22 protein-coding genes and 1 riboswitch are annotated in these 17,179 nt (G+C 61.3%); of the genes, 8 read left to right on the forward strand and 14 right to left on the reverse strand.

The genetic code is table 11. From position 1 onward, the window contains the following. The first annotated feature begins 9 nt into the window (after window positions 1-9). Window positions 10-1,008: a class I SAM-dependent methyltransferase gene (locus C9990_RS26585; RefSeq protein WP_106805137.1), complete on the forward strand. Its 999-nt coding sequence runs from the start codon at window positions 10-12 to the stop codon at window positions 1,006-1,008. Between the two features lie 51 nt (window positions 1,009-1,059). Further along, window positions 1,060-1,179, forward strand: a riboswitch (yybP-ykoY riboswitch). Window positions 1,180-1,268: 89 nt separating this feature from the next. Next, window positions 1,269-1,853 (forward strand): TMEM165/GDT1 family protein, encoded by a 585-nt coding sequence (locus tag C9990_RS26590; protein WP_004372026.1) that lies wholly within the window; start codon window positions 1,269-1,271, stop codon window positions 1,851-1,853. Window positions 1,854-1,910: 57 nt separating this feature from the next. On the opposite strand, the gene C9990_RS26595 is transcribed toward C9990_RS26590, so the two are convergent. From C9990_RS26595 to C9990_RS26610, 4 genes are all read right to left on the reverse strand, one after another. Continuing rightward, window positions 1,911-2,729 (reverse strand): M48 family metallopeptidase, encoded by an 819-nt coding sequence (locus C9990_RS26595; protein WP_106805138.1) that lies wholly within the window; start codon window positions 2,727-2,729, stop codon window positions 1,911-1,913. 276 nt (window positions 2,730-3,005) lie between these two features. Then, complete coding sequence (locus C9990_RS26600) at window positions 3,006-3,626, reverse strand: SOS response-associated peptidase (protein WP_065900768.1); 621 nt, start codon at window positions 3,624-3,626, stop codon at window positions 3,006-3,008. Window positions 3,627-3,662: 36 nt separating this feature from the next. After that, window positions 3,663-3,923 carry a putative signal transducing protein gene (locus tag C9990_RS26605; protein ID WP_064450739.1) on the reverse strand — a complete coding sequence of 87 codons (261 nt, stop codon included), beginning with the start codon at window positions 3,921-3,923 and terminating at the stop codon, window positions 3,663-3,665. An 11-nt stretch (window positions 3,924-3,934) separates the two neighbouring features. Then, a complete protein-coding gene (locus C9990_RS26610) occupies window positions 3,935-4,117 on the reverse strand; it encodes a CPXCG motif-containing cysteine-rich protein (RefSeq protein WP_106805139.1) in 183 nt (60 codons plus the stop codon). Window positions 4,118-4,250: 133 nt separating this feature from the next. Here C9990_RS26610 and C9990_RS26615 point away from each other — a divergent pair, with 133 nt between their 5' ends. Next, window positions 4,251-5,414 (forward strand): 1-acyl-sn-glycerol-3-phosphate acyltransferase, encoded by a 1,164-nt coding sequence (locus C9990_RS26615; protein WP_177343919.1) that lies wholly within the window; start codon window positions 4,251-4,253, stop codon window positions 5,412-5,414. Window positions 5,415-5,571: 157 nt separating this feature from the next. On the opposite strand, the gene C9990_RS26620 is transcribed toward C9990_RS26615, so the two are convergent. Further along, window positions 5,572-5,829, reverse strand: a complete 258-nt coding sequence (locus tag C9990_RS26620) for a hypothetical protein (protein WP_065900763.1) — start codon at window positions 5,827-5,829, stop codon at window positions 5,572-5,574. A gap of 184 nt (window positions 5,830-6,013) precedes the next feature. On the opposite strand from C9990_RS26620, the gene C9990_RS26625 reads away from it, so the two are divergent. Then, window positions 6,014-6,223 (forward strand): hypothetical protein, encoded by a 210-nt coding sequence (locus tag C9990_RS26625; protein WP_065900761.1) that lies wholly within the window; start codon window positions 6,014-6,016, stop codon window positions 6,221-6,223. A gap of 57 nt (window positions 6,224-6,280) precedes the next feature. Here the strand turns inward: C9990_RS26625 and C9990_RS26630 are convergent, their stop codons facing one another. Beyond that, the gene (locus tag C9990_RS26630) at window positions 6,281-6,865 is read right to left on the reverse strand and encodes a YajG family lipoprotein (protein ID WP_065900759.1); all 585 of its coding nucleotides are present in this window, start codon (window positions 6,863-6,865) and stop codon (window positions 6,281-6,283) included. Between the two features lie 194 nt (window positions 6,866-7,059). Here C9990_RS26630 and C9990_RS26635 point away from each other — a divergent pair, with 194 nt between their 5' ends. Then, window positions 7,060-7,293, forward strand: coding sequence for a hypothetical protein (locus C9990_RS26635; protein WP_065900757.1), 234 nt, complete (start codon window positions 7,060-7,062; stop codon window positions 7,291-7,293). A gap of 8 nt (window positions 7,294-7,301) precedes the next feature. Here the strand turns inward: C9990_RS26635 and C9990_RS32360 are convergent, their stop codons facing one another. Then, a complete protein-coding gene (locus C9990_RS32360; RefSeq protein WP_157955102.1) occupies window positions 7,302-7,625 on the reverse strand; it encodes a hypothetical protein in 324 nt (107 codons plus the stop codon). A 395-nt stretch (window positions 7,626-8,020) separates the two neighbouring features. Between C9990_RS32360 and mqo the strand changes: the two genes are divergently transcribed. Then, complete coding sequence (gene mqo / locus C9990_RS26645) at window positions 8,021-9,529, forward strand: malate dehydrogenase (quinone) (protein WP_065900751.1); 1,509 nt, start codon at window positions 8,021-8,023, stop codon at window positions 9,527-9,529. A gap of 69 nt (window positions 9,530-9,598) precedes the next feature. On the opposite strand, the gene C9990_RS26650 is transcribed toward mqo, so the two are convergent. From C9990_RS26650 to C9990_RS26665, 4 genes are all read right to left on the reverse strand, one after another. Then, entirely contained in the window at window positions 9,599-9,886 is a 288-nt protein-coding gene (locus tag C9990_RS26650; protein ID WP_065900748.1) for a PA4642 family protein, read from the reverse strand. Between the two features lie 186 nt (window positions 9,887-10,072). Further along, a complete protein-coding gene (locus C9990_RS26655; protein WP_065900746.1) occupies window positions 10,073-10,561 on the reverse strand; it encodes a hypothetical protein in 489 nt (162 codons plus the stop codon). Window positions 10,562-10,596: 35 nt separating this feature from the next. Continuing rightward, entirely contained in the window at window positions 10,597-11,064 is a 468-nt protein-coding gene (locus tag C9990_RS26660) for a WbuC family cupin fold metalloprotein (protein WP_106805141.1), read from the reverse strand. Between the two features lie 3 nt (window positions 11,065-11,067). Further along, the gene (locus tag C9990_RS26665) at window positions 11,068-11,625 is read right to left on the reverse strand and encodes a hypoxanthine-guanine phosphoribosyltransferase (protein ID WP_025856323.1); all 558 of its coding nucleotides are present in this window, start codon (window positions 11,623-11,625) and stop codon (window positions 11,068-11,070) included. 164 nt (window positions 11,626-11,789) lie between these two features. Between C9990_RS26665 and upp the strand changes: the two genes are divergently transcribed. Next, complete coding sequence (upp, locus tag C9990_RS26670) at window positions 11,790-12,428, forward strand: uracil phosphoribosyltransferase (RefSeq protein WP_024073483.1); 639 nt, start codon at window positions 11,790-11,792, stop codon at window positions 12,426-12,428. A gap of 2 nt (window positions 12,429-12,430) precedes the next feature. Then, the gene (locus C9990_RS26675) at window positions 12,431-13,705 is read left to right on the forward strand and encodes a uracil-xanthine permease family protein (protein ID WP_106805142.1); all 1,275 of its coding nucleotides are present in this window, start codon (window positions 12,431-12,433) and stop codon (window positions 13,703-13,705) included. A gap of 129 nt (window positions 13,706-13,834) precedes the next feature. Here C9990_RS26675 and hisC read toward each other — a convergent pair whose 3' ends face one another. The 3 genes from hisC to hisG form a co-directional block, all read right to left on the reverse strand. Further along, a complete protein-coding gene (gene hisC / locus C9990_RS26680; protein WP_065900742.1) occupies window positions 13,835-14,887 on the reverse strand; it encodes a histidinol-phosphate transaminase in 1,053 nt (350 codons plus the stop codon). Window positions 14,888-14,890: 3 nt separating this feature from the next. After that, window positions 14,891-16,216: a histidinol dehydrogenase gene (hisD, locus tag C9990_RS26685; RefSeq protein ID WP_065900740.1), complete on the reverse strand. Its 1,326-nt coding sequence runs from the start codon at window positions 16,214-16,216 to the stop codon at window positions 14,891-14,893. Window positions 16,217-16,344: 128 nt separating this feature from the next. Further along, a complete protein-coding gene (gene hisG / locus C9990_RS26690; RefSeq protein ID WP_003188599.1) occupies window positions 16,345-16,980 on the reverse strand; it encodes an ATP phosphoribosyltransferase in 636 nt (211 codons plus the stop codon). Between the last annotated feature and the right edge of the window lie 199 nt (window positions 16,981-17,179).

The following is a 17,179-nucleotide window of genomic DNA, read 5'->3' on the forward strand; positions in this document are numbered from 1 at the left end:
GAGCAGACCATGGATCCGCGCAGTGAAGTACTGCTTCGTCAGGCCGAACTTTTTCAAGGCAACCTGCTGCTGGTAGGTTTGCCTGCCGACGACCTGCTGGGTCGCCTGCCCAACGCCCACGGCTGGAGTTGGCATGCCGGCGACCAGGCAGCGCTCGACGCGCGCTTCCCCGCGCGCAGCCAGTTCGGCGTGACGGTGCCCGAGCATACGTTTGATGCGGCGGTGATCTTCCTGCCCAAGTCCAAGGACCTCACCGACTACCTGCTCAACGCCGTGGCCGCGCGACTGCCCGGCGCCGAGCTGTTTCTGGTCGGCGAGAAAAAAGGTGGCATCGAAAGCGCCGCCAAACAGCTGATCCCCTTTGGCAAACCGCGCAAGCTCGACAACGCGCGCCATTGCCAGCTGTGGCAGGTTACGGTGGCCAACGCGCCGCAGGCGGTCGACCTGCAAAGCCTCGCGCAGGTCTTCGACGTCCCGCTGGCCGAAGGGCCGCTCAAGGTCGTGAGCCTGCCCGGCGTGTTCAGCCACGGTCGCCTGGACCGCGGTACCGAGCTGTTGCTGGAGCATCTGGATAAGTTGCCGAGCGGCCATTTGCTCGACTTCGGTTGCGGCGCCGGCGTGCTCGGGGCTGCGGTAAAACGTCGCTATCCGCACAACACCGTGACGATGCTGGATGTAGATGCCTTTGCCGCCGCCAGCAGCCGTCTGACCCTGGCCGCCAATGGCCTGGAAGCCGAGGTGTTGACCGGTGACGGCATCGATGCCGCGCCGATGGGTTTGAACGCGATTCTGAGCAATCCGCCGTTCCATGTCGGTGTGCATACCGATTATTTCGCCACCGAGAACCTGCTGCGAAAAGCTGCCAAACATCTGGCAAAAGGCGGCGAACTGCGCTTGGTCGCGAATAGCTTCCTGAAGTACCAGCCGCTGATCGAGGAGCATCTGGGCGTGTGTGCGATCAAGGCCGAAGGCAACGGTTTTCGCATTTATCGTGCCAAGCGCGGCTAATGGCAATTTGAAAAAGAAGGCTTGCCGAATGGGTTTTGCCTAGGCAGAATCCGCTCCGTCCTAGGGGAGTAGTCTCCCACGAGCGCCACGCTCGTCCGGCATACGTCAACATACTTGGTCAGCAGACCATGGCGTATGCGACCCAGGAGTCCGCACAGACGGACCGGGGTTTGACAAGACCTATGACACGCACACCTTACCCGGGGCGGGAAGGCTGTACGTGTCATAGCCGTGTCGACCCGCCCCTGGAAACTTACCTGATGCTGGATTCACTACTCGTTCCTACCGCAATCGTTGCCTTGGCCGAAATCGGCGACAAGACGCAACTGCTCGCGCTCATTCTCGCCGCTCGCTTTCGCAAGCCCTGGCCGATCATCGCCGGCATCGTCGCCGCGACCCTGGCCAACCATGCGGCCGCCGGTGCCGTGGGGGCCTGGTTTGGCAGTTTCTTCTCGGATGCAGTGTTGCACTGGATACTCGCGGCGAGCTTCTGCGCCACGGCGTTGTGGACCCTGGTACCGGACAAACTCGACGATGACGAAGCCAGCACCACGCGCAAGTTCGGGCCATTCCTGACCACGCTGATCGCGTTTTTCCTCGCAGAAATCGGTGACAAGACGCAGATCGCCACGGTGATGCTGGCGGCGCAGTACCCGGAGCTGTGGCTGGTGATTATCGGCACCACCCTGGGCATGTTGATTGCCAACGTACCGGTGGTTCTGGCGGGGAATTTTGCGGCAGAGAAACTGCCGCTGACCTTGATTCGCCGACTGGCCGCCACGGCGTTTTTCATCCTGGCGATCGTGGCGGTGTACAAGGCCATGCAAAGCAGCGGCTGGATCTAGCACACCACCTGCAGGAGTCCGGCGCAAGCCGGACTCCTGCAAGGGTTCAGCGCTTAATCAAGATTTCTTGGCTTGCTGGTACAGCGGCATCACCTTCGGAATTGCCGCCTGCAACGAGGCGATCCGGCTGTCGGACGCTGGGTGAGTACTCATGAACTCCGGTGGCGCGCCTTCGGAAGCCTTGGCCATTTTGTTCCACAGCGTGATGGCGGCGTTCGGGTTGTAGCCAGCACGCGCCGCCAGCTCCAGGCCGATCAGGTCCGCTTCGTTTTCATTGCTGCGGCTGTTGGGCAAGGTCATGCCGTAGTTGGCCACCGTGTCCGCGAGTGCCAGGCTGTCCTGGCCCAGGCCGAACAACGCGCCGGCGCCCTGCTTCGCCATCTCGATCCCGTAGGCCTTGGACATGGCTTCGCGGCCATGTTCACGCAAGGCGTGGGCGATTTCATGACCCATCACCGCGGCCAGTTCGTCATCGGTGAGCTTGAGGTTATCGATCAACGCGCTGTACACGAAAATCTTGCCGCCAGGCCCGCAGTTGGCGTTCATCTCATCACTTTTGATCAGGTTCACTTCCCACTTCCACTGCGCCGCATCGGGGCGGAACGTGGGCGCCTGGGCGATCAAGCGGTTGGCGATCGCCTGCACGCGCTTGGCGTTGGCGCTGGTATTGTCCACCAGGCCTTTGCCACTGGCTTCGCCCAGGGTCTGCTGGTAGGACTGGGCATACATCTGGTCGACTTCCTGGCTCGACAGCATGCTGAACATGTATTGCTTGCGCTCTACCCCAACGGCGCCGCCGCTGGTGGTATTGACCGACTGGCACCCGGCCAGCGACACCGCTGCCGCCAACACACTTACCGCCAATGATTTCTTCATAAACGCTCTCCCTGAAAACATGGCGCGTATCGTAGGCGCTCGCGTGTATCGACGCCAGATACAACAGACGCTTAACCACTCATTTTCGGATACATCCCACACGCCCATACTGCGGCGGCGCCAGCAAATCCATCCGTTCAAGGTTGAGCTTTCGGCGGTCTCGAGGGCCCTGTCGCAGGCAAGCCAGCGCCCACATCGGAGTGTATTCACAGTTCCAAATGTGGGAGCTGGCTTGCCTGCGATGAGGCCCGCACCTACACCTCCATAAACCCAGACTCAGGCCGGGGTCAGGCACTCCGGCCCGTTGAGCTTGGGATCGTTGACCATATTGGCCAGGACCCGCTCGCGCAACGCGACGGGCTCACTGGCCAGCAGGCCTTGCAGCACATGCAGCGGGGTCTCCGGATCCAGCCAGGCGGCCTGCCCGGCAGCGTCCAGGATCAATGGTCGTCGCTGACTCTGCGCGGCTTGCGTCACTACCGCCGTGCTCAGCCACACCTGCTCCTGCACCGGGTAGGCCTCCCAGATCGCGGCAAAAAACAACGTGGAGCCCTCGCCCGGCGTCAACCAATAGGGGCGTTTGCGCTGGGTACCGCGCCATTCGTAGAAACCATTGGCGGGGAGCAGGCAACGGCGCTGGCGAAACGCTTCGCGAAACATCGGTTGTTCGGCCAGGGTTTCGGCGCGGGCATGAGCCGGCGTGCGGGACAGGTCCGTCAGCCATGGCGGCGTCAGGCCCCAGCGGGCGCGAGCCAGGGTGCGCTGGCCTTCGCTCTGGCGCTGGATCAGCACCGAATCGTTCGGGGAGATGTTCCACTGGGCCTGCTGGTCCGCCGGAAAGCCCGGCAAGGCAGCAAAGGTGGGGTTCCAGCGAAACAGGGCATAACGTCCACACATGGGGCAACACGACTCTTGGGTAAACCGACCGACAGCCTAACAGACCAGCACGTCGGGGAAGCTGTCGGGTTCATCGCCGGGTAACGGCTGCGCGCCGATGTAGGCGGTAATCAGCTCGCGGGCGTAGGCCGCCTGGTCGTTGTCCACCTCCAGCCCCAGCAGGCCGAAGATCGGCAGCTCGCCGGTGCCGCCGAGCAAATGGCGGCCCACCAGGTGCGCTTCGATACCTTCGCTGGCGAGCATCTGTTGCAACAGCTCGCCTTCCATCAGGTTTTCCGGTTCGTAGATTCGCTGCATGGGCGCCCCCGCTATTCATTTTCGCTACGGGTTTCAAGCATCCATTCTTCATCATGGACCTGAAGAACGAAGGTGATTGGCCGGCAGCACACCTGGCAGTCTTCTATATAGATCTGATCGCCGCCCGATAAATCCACCGTTGTCTCGACCACTTCACCACAATAAGGACAATCGTACGTCGCGGTTTCCAGCATCGCAGCCTCCAAGGTGACTTGTGCGTATAATCGCCGGTCTATTTACAGGGTTATCGTTCGGCCGAGCCCATTACTCCGGCCGCCCCCTGGTATTTCCTCTACTTACCCTAGCCGTTTCTAACAAGAGAGCATGATGGGCGAATTCGATACCATCCGACCTTACAACGACAGCGAAGTCCCGGCAGTGCTGGCCCGACTGTTCAGTGACAAGGCCTTTCTGGACATCCTGACCCACTTCCGCTTCCCGCGCTTTGCCGGCGCCCTGGGCTGGCTGCTCAAGCCGATGATCGCCCGCAAATTGCGCCGTGAGTTTGCCGGCGTCACTACCGTGGCCACGCTGCAGGACAAAGTCGAGTACTACGTCGATCACACCATCGACCGGGCGACCGACGGCGTGACCTATACCGGCGTCGAGCAGCTCAAGTCCGGCATCGCCTACCTGTTCCTGGCCAACCACCGCGATATCGTGATGGACCCGGCTTTCGTCAACTACGCCGTGTACCACGCCGGCCTGCCGACGCCGCGCATCGCCATCGGCGACAACCTGCTGCAAAAGCCGTTTGTCAGCGACCTGATGCGCTTGAACAAGAGTTTTATCGTGCACCGCTCGATCACCGGGCGAAAGGAGAAGATGGCGGCGTATAACCTGCTGTCGGCCTACATCAACCATTCGATCCGCAACGACTGCCAGTCCATCTGGATCGCCCAGGCCGAAGGCCGCGCCAAGGATGGGGATGATCGCACCGAGTCGGCGATCCTCAAGATGTTCCACGTCAGTCGCAAGGACGAGCCGTTTGCCGAGGTCATCCAGTCGCTGAACCTGACGCCGGTGTCCATCAGCTACGAGTACGACCCATGCGACGCGGCCAAGGCCCGCGAGCTGTATATCCGCGCCACCACCGGCACCTACACCAAGGCGCCGGGCGAAGATGACGTGAGCATTGCCTTGGGTATCACCGGCTACAAGGGCCGGGTGCACATCAACTTCGCGCCGCCGATCACCGAGCGTTTCGAAGACACCAAGCTGCTGGCGGTGGAAATGGACCGGCAGATTCTCGGCGGTTACCGGCTGTTCCCGGTGCACTACCTGGCGTATCAGCAATGGAGCGACGCCGACCCGCAATTGCAGGTGCCGACGGCGGCCGAGGTGTTCCCGGCGGACGAACTGGCCAAGGCCAAGGCTGAATGGGAGCGGCGCCTGAACGAATGCCCGGCCGAGCACCGGCCGTTCCTGGTGGTGCAATATGCAACACCGGTGCGCAATCAATATCGGGTCAAGGCGGGAATTCCACTGTAACCGCTGTACGAACCTGCTTGTGTAGAAGCGGGCTTGTATAGGAGCCGTGCATGCCCGCGATGCAGACACCTCGGTGTATCAGTCACACTGAGGTGATGCTATCGCAGGCAAGCCAGCTCCCACACAAGCCCGCTCCCACATTTGTTCAGCGGTTTTTTCAGAGGTGGGTGCTCAGCCACGAGATGGCCAGTGCCAACCCCAGGCAGGCGAACCCGACGCGGTAAGCCAGTCGATGCGCCCGTTCGGTGCGCACATCCAGAAACAACATCGGTTGGTCGATCGCGCGGTCTTCGCTTTGCGCGGCCAGGTCGGCCATCGCGCGCTGTTCGCGCAGTCGGGTAAAAAACAACAGGGCCGCCCCAGGGCAGGCCACCAATAAAGCCACAGCATTGATCAATAGTGCGGGCAGCGCCATCGCAAACCTCAGGAATACAGTGTCTTGGTATCAATTCAGATACAAACCTGAACGATATTGGCCTCCGGCGCCTGAAAATGCTCCCTCCCCCATTGACGGCTAATGTATCCAGTAATTTACAGCGTCACCTGAACGTCACCTTAACAGGCCACTCTGTTGCCCTTCGAACGTTCGGGAGCTTGTCATGCTGCACGCGCAAAACCAGGATCGGTTGTATCTGATCGCCCCCAGCGATGAGCAAGAGGCGCTGATCGGCGGCCTGGCGTTCAACGTCCAGGACCGCCATTGGCTGGTGTATTGCGCCCTGGGCGGGCATCAGCATGCGGACCTGCCGGAGGCCGATGGGTTGACGGGGGTGAGCCTGCTGGATTTCTGTATCGACACCGCCGCATGAAACTGAAGGCGAAAAAAAGCCGGGCTCAGCGCTGAGCCCGGCTTTTTTAGTAAGCGGTTATTGCGAGCTGAGCAATGAACCGATGCTTGGATCCTTGAACAGGCGAGTCAAGGCATCACTCAGCACGTCGCTGACCAGCTTGGTGTTGGTTTCCTGGTTCGGCGCCATGCCGAAACGCTGGTTGAGCGAAGCGCCGTAGCGGCCGCTGTAGCGACGCGTGCCGGCAGTGACGTCGGACTTGAACGTCGCGCCAATCGAGGCTTCAGTCACGTACAGGCCTTCCTTGGGCGACTGGTACTTCAGCTCGGCCAGGGTAATGGTCAGTTGAGGCGCGCCCGGCGAGTTGGCCGGGGTGAAACCCAGCAAACGCACGGCAGCTTCGGCCTGGGCCTGCAGCTTGGGCAACACGTCCTGGCCGTTCACCGACACCAGGGCGGTTTCAGGGTACAGGCCACCACGGGAACCCAGGGTTGGCGACGGACGACCATCCACGACCCGCACCGACACCGGCTGGCCATGGCCCACCGGAGCCAGTTGCGTGGTGATTTTCGGCTCAGGGCTCAGTTGTTGCGGGCTGTTGGCGCAGCCAACCAGGGTCAAGCTGGTCACAGTGATCAAACCGAACAACAGGCGTTGCAACATGCTCTTCTCTCCAGAAATCAGGTACCGACAGGCCGGCAGTATAGCGGGGCGCCACTGCGCGGAACTAGCGCCAGTTACAACCTGTGACCTGTAGCCGAGATCGCGGTTCGTTGTAACCCAGATGTCACAGCCGTTACATGGGCTCGTCATCCCACGCGGGCATGCTTGGCCCCAATCTCAGGAGGTTGATCGCCATGCATTTTCTCTGGTCTCTGTTTACCCGCAAACCCGCCCTTCGCCAGTTCGCCCTGCTCGATGTGCAAGGTCGCTGCCAGGCCTTTAAAGAGTGCCACCAGCCTCCGGTCGGCGAAGGCTGGGTAGAAATCGAAGAGATTCGCCTGAGCTGGATGCACCACCCATTGCCGGCCAGCGCACGCGTCAGCCCACGCCCTGCGCGGTCGCCCCGCCACCAGCCGTTGGCCGCCTGACCGAAGTCCTAATAAAAGTCATAAAACACGCCCATTTCCTTGGCGTTCTTCGCTACAATCTCCCCCCGATTATAAGGACGTCTCCTGATCGGGCCTCGCAGCATCGTTAATGCCTCGGCATTAACCTCAAGAATCGCCCACAGAGAGCCGCCCACACAGATCGAGTGAAGCTGGCGCGCTTGCTGTTTTCTTTGCAAACCACCCCTCTTTACCGAATCTGCCAGAGCTGCCATTGCGCTCGGCCACTTGAGTTGTTTGCCCGTCTTGCCGCGTCTCGGCAAAGGTTGTGCGGGCCAGGTGCCAGGCTGGGGCAGCCCTTTTTTGAGGTTCACGTCTTCAAAAGAGCGTGAAAAAAACGGGTTTTCACAACTTCACAAGAGTGTGGCGAGCAAATGAATAGTTTGGCGTTTGTACAAGCACCATCAGCGTCTGGAACAGCCCAACCACACAGGACCGAGTACTCCTCAACAACCGGAGCTTGAGCCTGTCCGCTACGGATTGGTTGCACGAATCGCACGCTTTGACCATAAGTCGAATTGCCACAGGCGCCCATGAATGCGTTCATAGGCAGATTAGCCGGCAGGAAGCGTGCGCTGAAATTGCAAAGAATTGCGAATCGGACATGGCGATCCTGGCCATGGGTAACCTGGGGCAACACGTGAACCGCCCCGTCACTCCTGGCAGCCATGCCGTCAATTTGGTGCTGCAGATTTTGGAGACGCGTTAAATGGCGCATAACGAAGCAGTCGACGTAGTACTGGTAGGGGCCGGCATCATGAGTGCCACCCTGGCCGTATTGCTCAAAGAGCTCGACCCCGGCCTCAAGCTGGAAGTCGTTGAGCTGATGGATTCGGGTGCCGCGGAGAGTTCCAACCCGTGGAACAACGCCGGTACCGGCCACGCCGGCCTGTGTGAGCTGAACTACACGCCGCAGGCCGCCGATGGCTCCATCGACATCAAGAAAGCCGTGCACATCAACACCCAGTTCGAGGTCTCGAAGCAGTTCTGGGCGTACCTGACCAAAAAGGGCACCTTTGGCTCGTCCAAGTCCTTTATCAGCCCAGTCCCGCACCTGAGCTTCGTGCAGGGCGAAAAAGGCGTGTCGTTCCTCAAGAAGCGCTTTGAATCCCTCAGCCAGCACCACGCGTTCTCGGACATGCACTACACCGAAGACCGCAATGAGATGGCCGAGTGGATGCCGTTGATGATGCCGGGCCGCCCGCTCGACGAAAAAATCGCTGCCACCCGCGTGATGAACGGCACCGACGTCAACTTCGGCGCCCTGACCAACCAGCTGCTCAGCCACCTGACCAGTTCGCCGGATGCACAGGTCAAGTACAGCAAGCGCGTGACCGGCCTCAAGCGCAACGGCGCCGGCTGGACCGTGAGCATCAAGGACGTCAACAGCGGCAACAGCCGCGAGGTGGACGCCAAGTTCGTGTTCCTCGGCGCCGGTGGTGCGGCTCTGCCGTTGCTGCAAGCCTCGGGCATCGAAGAAAGCAAAGGTTTTGGCGGTTTCCCGGTCAGTGGCCAGTGGCTGCGTTGCGACAACCCGGAAGTGGTCAAGCACCACCAGGCCAAGGTCTACAGCCAGGCCGCCGTGGGTTCGCCGCCGATGTCCGTGCCGCACCTGGACACCCGCGTGGTCGATGGCAAGAAGTCCCTGCTGTTCGGGCCATACGCCGGGTTCACCACCAAGTTCCTCAAGCACGGCTCGTTCCTCGACCTGCCTCTGTCGATCCGTGCCGGCAACATCGGCCCGATGCTCGCCGTGGCCCGCGACAACATGGACCTGACCAAGTACCTGGTCAGCGAAGTGCGCCAGTCCATGGAGCAGCGCCTGGAATCCCTGCGCCGCTTCTACCCTGAAGCGAAAGCCGAGGACTGGCGCCTGGAAGTGGCCGGCCAACGGGTGCAGATCATCAAGAAAGACCCGAAGAAAGGCGGCGTGCTGCAATTTGGCACCGAGCTGGTGGCGGCCAAGGACGGTTCCTTGGCGGCACTGCTGGGCGCCTCCCCTGGCGCTTCGGTGACCGTGTCGATCATGCTGGAACTGATCGAGCGCTGCTTCCCACAAAAAGCTGCAGGCGAGTGGGCAACCAAGCTGCACGAGATCTTCCCGGCTCGCGAAAAGGTCCTGGAGACCGATGCCGAGCTGTATCGCAAGATCAACGCGCAGAACAACATCAGCCTGGAACTGGTTGAGCAAAGCAACGAAGCCGAAAGCTACGCTTAAGGCCGTGCTGCAATAAAAAACGCCCCGCTCTCGGCCTGAGAACGGGGCGTTTTTTTATGGCTGGGATAATCAGCTGCGCGCGTTATCGATCAGCTCGATGTACTCGGCGGCGTTGCGCTGGTCCTTGATCAGGTCGACAAAGGTCTGGCCATGCTCGTCCTTGCCGTCCAGATCCAGGCCAGCTTCCTTGAAAAAGCCCAGGAACCGTTCGAAATCGTCGATACGCAGGCCACGGTAAGCCTTGATCAGTTTGTGCAGGGACGGTGAAGTCGCATCGACCGGCTCGAAGTCCAGGAACAACTTGATCTGATCGTCGCCGATCTCGTCACCAATCACCTGTTTCTTATCTTTACGCATTACCGACTCCAGCCTGCAGACATTTTCACGGGAAACGCAGTTTACCTGCGGGGCACACGCTGCGGAAGCAACACACGTTCAATGTGGGAGCTGGCTTGCCTGCGATGGTGTCGCCGCGGTTTTACTGACAGGTCGAGTTGGCTGCATCGCAGGCAAGCCAGCTCCCACATGTGTTCTGCAGCGCTGTCACTGCCTGGAACGAACGACACCGGTGTGCAAGTCCGCCCAGATATGCCCATTGGCATAACTGAGGAATTGCACATACACCGTGTCATTGCGCAGCAGGTCGACGATCACGCGGTACTGGGCCACCGGGTAGGACAAGGTCAAGGTTTTGCTCTTGTCGTCGTATGCCGGCTTTTTCAGGCTTTTGCTTTCGGCGTCGAAGTTGAGCACCACCTGTGCGATGGTCGCGCCCTTGTTCAGGGGCTTGCCCTTGAGGCGGATCATCAGCGGCGAAGTCACCGGGATCGGTTGCTGGTTGGATTGACGCTGGTTGCCGACCACCACCGCGTATTCAGTGACTTGCAGCAACTGCTGCTGGTCGGGCGTCTCGGCGCGCAGGGTAAGGTCGTCCGACGGCAGGAACTGACTGTGCATCGGCGCAGGCGCGGCGGCCAGGGGCAAACTGAGGGTCAGCGCCAGGGCGGCGCAGGTGCGTATCAACAGGCTCATGGGCCGCTCCATGGGAGATGGCCCAGCACTGTAGCTCAATCGAACTGGGCAAGCATCCAGCGCTGATACTCGACCACGTCGGCATCGCCCTCGCGGGGCGCCCAACTGGCTAATTCGCCCTCGCCCACCGGCCGATAAGGCCCGGCTTTGCACTCGAACATCACTGTATCCGGTACCAGCACCACCAAGCCGTGAAACACCCCAGGCGGCAGGTCGACACCGGCACACGCGCTGCCCGCCTGCATCACACGCTTGGCAATAACTTCACCGGTGTCGCTGAACACCAGCAGGCCCAGGCTGCCCTGGAGCACCAGCAGGGTTTCCGCCTTGTCGGCGCTCAGGTGCCGATGCGGCGGCACATAGGTGTCGGGCTGCAGGCCCACGGCCAGGCGATGGCAGGGCTCATCCATCTGATGGAAGTTGTGATGGTGCCGGCCACGCGGGCTGGCGGCCGCTTTCTCGGTCAATTCGGCGAACAGCGTCTGATCCAGAAAGCGGGTCATCAATCACATCCCCTTGACGGCGAAAATCCCGTTGGCATTGCGCCAGTAGCCTTTGTAGTCCATGCCGTAACCGAAGATGTAACGGTCGATGCACGGCAGGCCGACGTAATCGGCTTTCAGGTCCGGGCGGGCCTTGCGGTCATGGTCTTTGTCGATCAGCACGGCGGTGTGCACCTTGCGTGCGCCGGCGTGTTTGCAGAAGTCGATGATCGCGCCCAGGGTGTGACCTTCGTCGAGGATGTCGTCGATGATCAGCACGTCACGGTCGATGAACGAGACTTCCGGCTTGGCTTTCCAGAACAGGTCACCGCCGCTGGTTTCGTTGCGATAGCGCGTGGCGTGCAGGTAGGACGCTTCCAGCGGGAACTGCAGGTGAGTGAGCAGTTTGCCGGCGAAGATCAGCCCGCCGTTCATCACGCAGAAGACCACCGGGTTGGTGTCGGCCATCTCGCGGGTGATGTGTGCGCCGACCTTGGCGATCGCTTCTTCGACTTGCGCTTCGGTGTACAGGCAGTCAGCCTCGCGCATGATTTGACGGATATGCTCGAGATCAGCGGACATGGCGCTCTCCAAGGGGGTGCTGTGGCAAGAAAAGCGGGCAAAGGTACGCATGTGAGGCGCAACGTTCAAGCCTTTATGGACTAACGTACTTGATGTCTATAGGACAACACCCTCGGATAGATTAATCTAGGCCGGTTTTTTTGCCCGCCGCCGGAGCCTTTCCCATGCCCACTCGCGAGATCCGCCACCCGCTGATCCGACACAAACTCGGCCTTATGCGCCGTGCCGACATTAGCACGAAGAATTTCCGTGAGCTTGCTCAGGAAGTCGGAGCGCTGCTCACTTACGAAGCCACCAAGGATTTGCCCCTGGAAAGCTACGAGATCCCCGGTTGGGCCGGTCCCGTCCAGGTGGAGAAAATCGCCGGTAAGAAAATTACCGTGGTGCCGATCCTGCGCGCCGGTATCGGCATGCTCGAAGGCGTGCTCAGCCTGATCCCGGGCGCCAAGGTCAGCGCCGTCGGAGTGGCTCGCAACGAAGAAACCTTGCAGGCCCACACGTACCTGGAAAAACTCGTTCCGGAAATCAACGAACGCCTGGCCATGATCATCGACCCGATGCTCGCCACCGGCAGCTCCATGGTTGCCACCATCGACTTGCTGAAAAAGGCCGGTTGCAAGGACATCCGCGCCATGGTGCTGGTGGCCGCTCCCGAAGGCATCGCTGCCGTCGAGAAAGCGCACCCGGACGTGCAGATCTACACCGCCTCCATCGATGAGCGCCTGAACGAGCACGGCTACATCATCCCAGGCCTGGGCGATGCCGGTGACAAGATCTTCGGCACCAAGCAGAAGGACGCGTGAGCATGCAGGATGAATTCAACGACCCGCTTTGGCGCCAGATCCTGTCCGGCGCACAGATGCTCTTCGTAGCATTTGGCGCGCTGGTGTTGATGCCGCTGATCACAGGTCTTGATCCAAACGTCGCACTGTTTACCGCAGGCCTGGGCACGTTGCTGTTCCAGGTGGTCACAGGGCGTCAGGTGCCGGTATTCCTGGCATCGAGCTTCGCGTTTATCACGCCGATCATTCTCGCCAAGGGCCAGTTCGGCCTTGCGGCGACCATGGGCGGGGTGATGGCGGCCGGTTTCGTTTATACCTTCCTCGGCCTCGCCGTGAAGATCAAGGGCACCGGTTTCATCGACCGGCTGCTGCCGCCCGTGGTGATCGGGCCGGTGATCATCTCCATCGGCCTGGCCATGGCGCCGATCGCCGCCAACATGGCGATGGGCAAGGCCGGTGACGGCGCCGAGCTGATCCATTACCAGACGGCGATGATGATCTCGATGCCGGCGCTGCTGACCACCTTGATCGTGGCGGTGTTCGGCAAAGGCATTTTCCGCCTGGTGCCGATCATCTCCGGCGTGCTGGTGGGGTTTGCCATGTCGTTCTACTTTGGCGTGGTCGACACGGCAAAAATCGCTGCTGCCCCTTGGTTTGCCCTGCCCCACTTCACCGCGCCGGAGTTCAACTGGCAGGCGATCCTGTTCATCGTACCGGTAGCCCTGGCCCCGGCGATCGAACATATCGGCGGTGTGATTGCAGTGGGCAGCGTGACCGGTCGCGACTACCTGAAGAAGCCCGGCCTGCACCGCACCCTGCTGGGTGACGGGATTGCCACCACAGCCGCCGGCCTGTTTGGCGGCCCGCCGAACACCACGTACGCCGAAGTGACCGGCGCGGTGATGCTGACCAAGAACTACAACCCGAAAATCATGACCTGGGCGGCGGTCTTTGCCATCAGCCTGGCGTTTATCGGCAAGTTCGGCGCACTGCTGCAAAGCATCCCGGTGCCGGTGATGGGCGGGATCCTGTGCCTGCTGTTCGGCTCGATCGCCGCGGTGGGGATGAACACCTTGATCCGCCACAAGATCGACGTGGGTGAGGCGCGCAATCTGGTGATTGTGTCGGTGACCCTGGTGTTCGGGATTGGCGGGGTGCTGGTCGGTACCGGCACCGGCCCGGATGATTTCGGCCTCAAGGGCATTGCCCTATGTGCGGTGGTAGCGATTGGCTTGAACCTGCTGCTGCCGGGCAACGATGGCTGGAAGAACAAGAAGCCAGACGAACCATTGCTCTAACTAACACCGCAAAACCAAATGTGGGAGCGGGCTTGCTCGCGAAAGCGCAGTGTCAGTCGACAGCTATGTGACTGATACAACGCCTTCGCGAGCAAGCCCGCTCCCACATTTTTTGAGCCTCAGTGTGGCTTAGAGCTCGCCCAACGCATCAATCAGCGCCTGGTTCTGCTCCGGCGTACCGATGCTGATCCGCAGGAACTGGGCAATCCGCTCCTGCTTGAAGTGCCGCACGATCACGCCCTGCTCACGCACCTTGGCGGCAAGACCCGCCGCGTCGTGCCGTGGGTGACGCGCAAAGATGAAGTTGGCTGCCGACGGCAACACCTCAAAACCCTTCTCCTCCAATTGAGCGACTAGCTTGTTACGGCTATCGACAACCAATCGGCAGGTCGCCTCGAAGTACTCACGGTCCTCGAACGCCGCCGCCGCGCCGACAATCGCCAGGCGATCCAGCGGATAGGAGTTGAAGCTGTTCTTGACCCGCTCCAGCGCTTCGATCAGGTCCGGGTGGCCCACGGCCAGGCCCACGCGCAAACCGGCGAGTGAGCGCGATTTGGACAGGGTCTGCGTCACCAGCAGGTTCGGGTAGCGGTCCACCAGGCTGATGGCGGTTTCGCCGCCGAAGTCGATATAGGCTTCATCGACCACCACCACCGAGTCCGGGCTGGCCTTGAGGATCTGCTCCACCGCGTCCAGCGCCAGCACGCAACCGGTCGGCGCGTTCGGGTTGGGGAAGATGATCCCGCCGTTGGGCCTGGCGTAGTCCGACACGCGGATCTGGAACTGCTCGTCCAGCGGCACCGGGGCGGACTTGATGCCATAAAGGCCGCAGTAGACCGGATAGAAGCTGTAGCTGATATCCGGGAACAGCAGCGGCAGATCGTGCTGGAACAGGCCATGGAAGATGTGCGCCAGGACTTCGTCGGAACCGTTGCCAAGGAACACCTTGCCGGCGTCGATCCCGTAATACTTGGCCACCGCCTGCTTGAGCAGGTCGCTGTTGGGGTCCGGGTACAGGCGCAGGTTGTCGTTCAACTCGGCCTGCATCGCCGCGAGCGCCTTGGGCGACGGGCCGTAGGGGTTTTCGTTGGTGTTGAGCTTGACCAGCTTGGTCAGCTTGGGCTGTTCGCCAGGCACGTAAGGCACCAGGTCCTTGACGAAGGGGCTCCAGAATTTGCTCATGTCTCAGTTCCCCTGCTTGTCTTCAAGGATGCGATATTCGGCGCTGCGAGCATGCGCGCTGAGGGATTCACCACGGGCCAGCACCGACGCGGTCTTGCCCAACTCGGAAGCGCCTTGTGGCGAGCAGAAGATGATCGACGAACGCTTCTGGAAGTCATACACCCCAAGCGGCGACGAGAAACGCGCGGTGCCCGAGGTCGGCAACACGTGGTTGGGGCCCGCGCAGTAGTCGCCCAGGGCTTCGCTGGTGTGGCGGCCCATGAAGATCGCACCGGCATGACGAATCGATGGCAGCCAGGTTTGTGGGTCGGCAACCGACAGCTCCAGGTGCTCCGGCGCAATGCGGTTGGCGACTTCGATAGCCTGTTCCATGTCACGCACCAGGATCAGCGCGCCACGGCCATTGATCGACTTCTCGATGATCTCGGCGCGCTCCATGGTCGGCAGCAATTTATTGATGCTGGCGGCTACCTTGTCGAGGAATTCGGCGTCGGGGCTGACCAGGATCGCCTGGGCGTCTTCGTCGTGCTCGGCCTGGGAGAACAGGTCCATGGCAATCCAGTCCGGATCGGTCTGGCCATCACACACCACGAGGATTTCCGACGGGCCAGCGATCATGTCGATACCGACCTGGCCAAACACGTGGCGCTTGGCCGTGGCAACGTAGATGTTGCCCGGACCGACCACCTTGTCGACCTTCGGCACGCTCTCGGTGCCGTAGGCCAGGGCGGCAACAGCCTGCGCGCCGCCGATGGTGAAGACGCGGTCGACCCCGGCGATGCAGGCCGCAGCCAGCACCAGCTCGTTGATTTCGCCGCGCGGGGTCGGTACCACCATGACCACTTCGGTCACGCCCGCCACTTTGGCCGGGATCGCGTTCATCAGCACCGACGACGGGTACGACGCCTTGCCGCCCGGCACGTACAGGCCAGCACGGTCCAGTGGCGTGACCTTCTGGCCCAGCACAGTACCGTCAGCTTCGGTGTAGCTCCAGGAATCCTGCTTCTGCTTTTCGTGGTAGCTGCGCACCCGCGCTGCGGCGACTTCCAGGGCTTCGCGCTGCGGCGCAGTGATGCGCGTCAGGGCCAGTTCGAGGCGTTCGCGCGGCAGGATCAGGTCGGCCATGGACTTCACGTCCAAGCCGTCGAACTGGCGGGTGAAGTCCACCAACGCCGCGTCACCCCGTTCGCGCACGGCCTTGATGATGTCGAGCACACGCTGGTTGACCGAATCGTCGGACACGCTTTCCCAGCTCAGCAGATGATCCAGATGATGGGCGAAATCCGGGTCGGCAGCGTTGAGTCGGGCAATTGCAGTGGACGTGGTCATAGCGAGGGCCTCAATAGAATTGGCAAAAACTCAGGCGCCCTAAACTAGCAGTCGTTTCCGCTTGGGCACCTGAGAATTCTGGCTATGAGGCGGATAGACGGGCGCAGCCTTCCGGCTACGCGGGTGAGTCAACCGCGGTGTCGAGACTCCACTGCCTTGCGCAGGGTGTCGATCAACGCCTGGATACGGGCGTGCTGCATTTTCATCGAGGCTTTGTTGACGATCAGGCGAGAGCTGATGTCGGCAATGAAATCCTGCGGCTCCAAACCGTTGGCGCGCAGGGTGTTGCCGGTGTCGACCACGTCGATGATCTTGTCGGCGAGGCCAATCAGCGGCGCCAGCTCCATCGAGCCGTAGAGCTTGATGATATCGACCTGGCGGCCTTGCTCGGCGTAGTAACGCTTGGCGACGTTGACGAACTTGGTGGCCACTCGCAGGCGCCCCTTGGGCTCGACGTCACCGACACGGCCGGCCGTCATCAGCTTGCACAGGGCAATGCGCAGGTCCAGCGGCTCGTACAGGCCCTGGCCACCGTATTCCATCAGCACGTCTTTGCCGGCGACACCCAGGTCGGCCGCGCCATGTTCAACGTAGGTCGGCACGTCGGTAGCCCGCACGATCAACAGGCGCACGTCGTCCTGGGTCGTTGGGATGATCAGCTTGCGGCTCTTGTCCGGATTCTCGGTCGGCACGATGCCCGCTTCAGCCAGAAGCGGCAAAGTGTCGTCAAGGATGCGGCCCTTGGACAGTGCGATGGTCAACATGGGAAACGTCAGTCCTTCATCAGGCTATTGCGGTCCGGTCACAAACGGCGCCAGACACAGATCGAGGCCATTACAGCCTCGATTTGAAACAAACCATTTAACAACAAACACCTTCCCGTGGCGAGGACGCTTGCTCGCGCCGGGGCGCGAAGCGGCCCTGGAAATGGGACTGCCGCGCAGTCCAGCGGGAGCAAGCTCC

The organism is Pseudomonas sp. S5D5, from assembly GCF_003013355.1.
GTDB lineage: Bacteria > Pseudomonadota > Gammaproteobacteria > Pseudomonadales > Pseudomonadaceae > Aquipseudomonas > Aquipseudomonas aylmerensis.

Excerpts from the sequence above, each read along its gene's own strand:
- C9990_RS26585 (WP_106805137.1), top strand. The coding sequence starts at position 10 with ATGGATCCGCGCAGTGAAGTACTGCTTCGTCAGGCCGAACTTTTTCAA.
- C9990_RS26590 (WP_004372026.1), top strand. The coding sequence starts at position 1,269 with ATGCTGGATTCACTACTCGTTCCTACCGCAATCGTTGCCTTGGCCGAA.
- C9990_RS26595 (WP_106805138.1), bottom strand. The coding sequence starts at position 2,729 with ATGAAGAAATCATTGGCGGTAAGTGTGTTGGCGGCAGCGGTGTCGCTG.
- C9990_RS26600 (WP_065900768.1), bottom strand. The coding sequence starts at position 3,626 with ATGTGTGGACGTTATGCCCTGTTTCGCTGGAACCCCACCTTTGCTGCC.
- C9990_RS26605 (WP_064450739.1), bottom strand. The coding sequence starts at position 3,923 with ATGCAGCGAATCTACGAACCGGAAAACCTGATGGAAGGCGAGCTGTTG.
- C9990_RS26610 (WP_106805139.1), bottom strand. The coding sequence starts at position 4,117 with ATGCTGGAAACCGCGACGTACGATTGTCCTTATTGTGGTGAAGTGGTC.
- C9990_RS26615 (WP_177343919.1), top strand. The coding sequence starts at position 4,251 with ATGGGCGAATTCGATACCATCCGACCTTACAACGACAGCGAAGTCCCG.
- C9990_RS26620 (WP_065900763.1), bottom strand. The coding sequence starts at position 5,829 with ATGGCGCTGCCCGCACTATTGATCAATGCTGTGGCTTTATTGGTGGCC.
- C9990_RS26625 (WP_065900761.1), top strand. The coding sequence starts at position 6,014 with ATGCTGCACGCGCAAAACCAGGATCGGTTGTATCTGATCGCCCCCAGC.
- C9990_RS26630 (WP_065900759.1), bottom strand. The coding sequence starts at position 6,865 with ATGTTGCAACGCCTGTTGTTCGGTTTGATCACTGTGACCAGCTTGACC.
- C9990_RS26635 (WP_065900757.1), top strand. The coding sequence starts at position 7,060 with ATGCATTTTCTCTGGTCTCTGTTTACCCGCAAACCCGCCCTTCGCCAG.
- mqo (WP_065900751.1), top strand. The coding sequence starts at position 8,021 with ATGGCGCATAACGAAGCAGTCGACGTAGTACTGGTAGGGGCCGGCATC.
- C9990_RS26650 (WP_065900748.1), bottom strand. The coding sequence starts at position 9,886 with ATGCGTAAAGATAAGAAACAGGTGATTGGTGACGAGATCGGCGACGAT.
- C9990_RS26655 (WP_065900746.1), bottom strand. The coding sequence starts at position 10,561 with ATGAGCCTGTTGATACGCACCTGCGCCGCCCTGGCGCTGACCCTCAGT.
- C9990_RS26660 (WP_106805141.1), bottom strand. The coding sequence starts at position 11,064 with ATGACCCGCTTTCTGGATCAGACGCTGTTCGCCGAATTGACCGAGAAA.
- C9990_RS26665 (WP_025856323.1), bottom strand. The coding sequence starts at position 11,625 with ATGTCCGCTGATCTCGAGCATATCCGTCAAATCATGCGCGAGGCTGAC.
- upp (WP_024073483.1), top strand. The coding sequence starts at position 11,790 with ATGCCCACTCGCGAGATCCGCCACCCGCTGATCCGACACAAACTCGGC.
- C9990_RS26675 (WP_106805142.1), top strand. The coding sequence starts at position 12,431 with ATGCAGGATGAATTCAACGACCCGCTTTGGCGCCAGATCCTGTCCGGC.
- hisC (WP_065900742.1), bottom strand. The coding sequence starts at position 14,887 with ATGAGCAAATTCTGGAGCCCCTTCGTCAAGGACCTGGTGCCTTACGTG.
- hisD (WP_065900740.1), bottom strand. The coding sequence starts at position 16,216 with ATGACCACGTCCACTGCAATTGCCCGACTCAACGCTGCCGACCCGGAT.
- hisG (WP_003188599.1), bottom strand. The coding sequence starts at position 16,980 with ATGTTGACCATCGCACTGTCCAAGGGCCGCATCCTTGACGACACTTTG.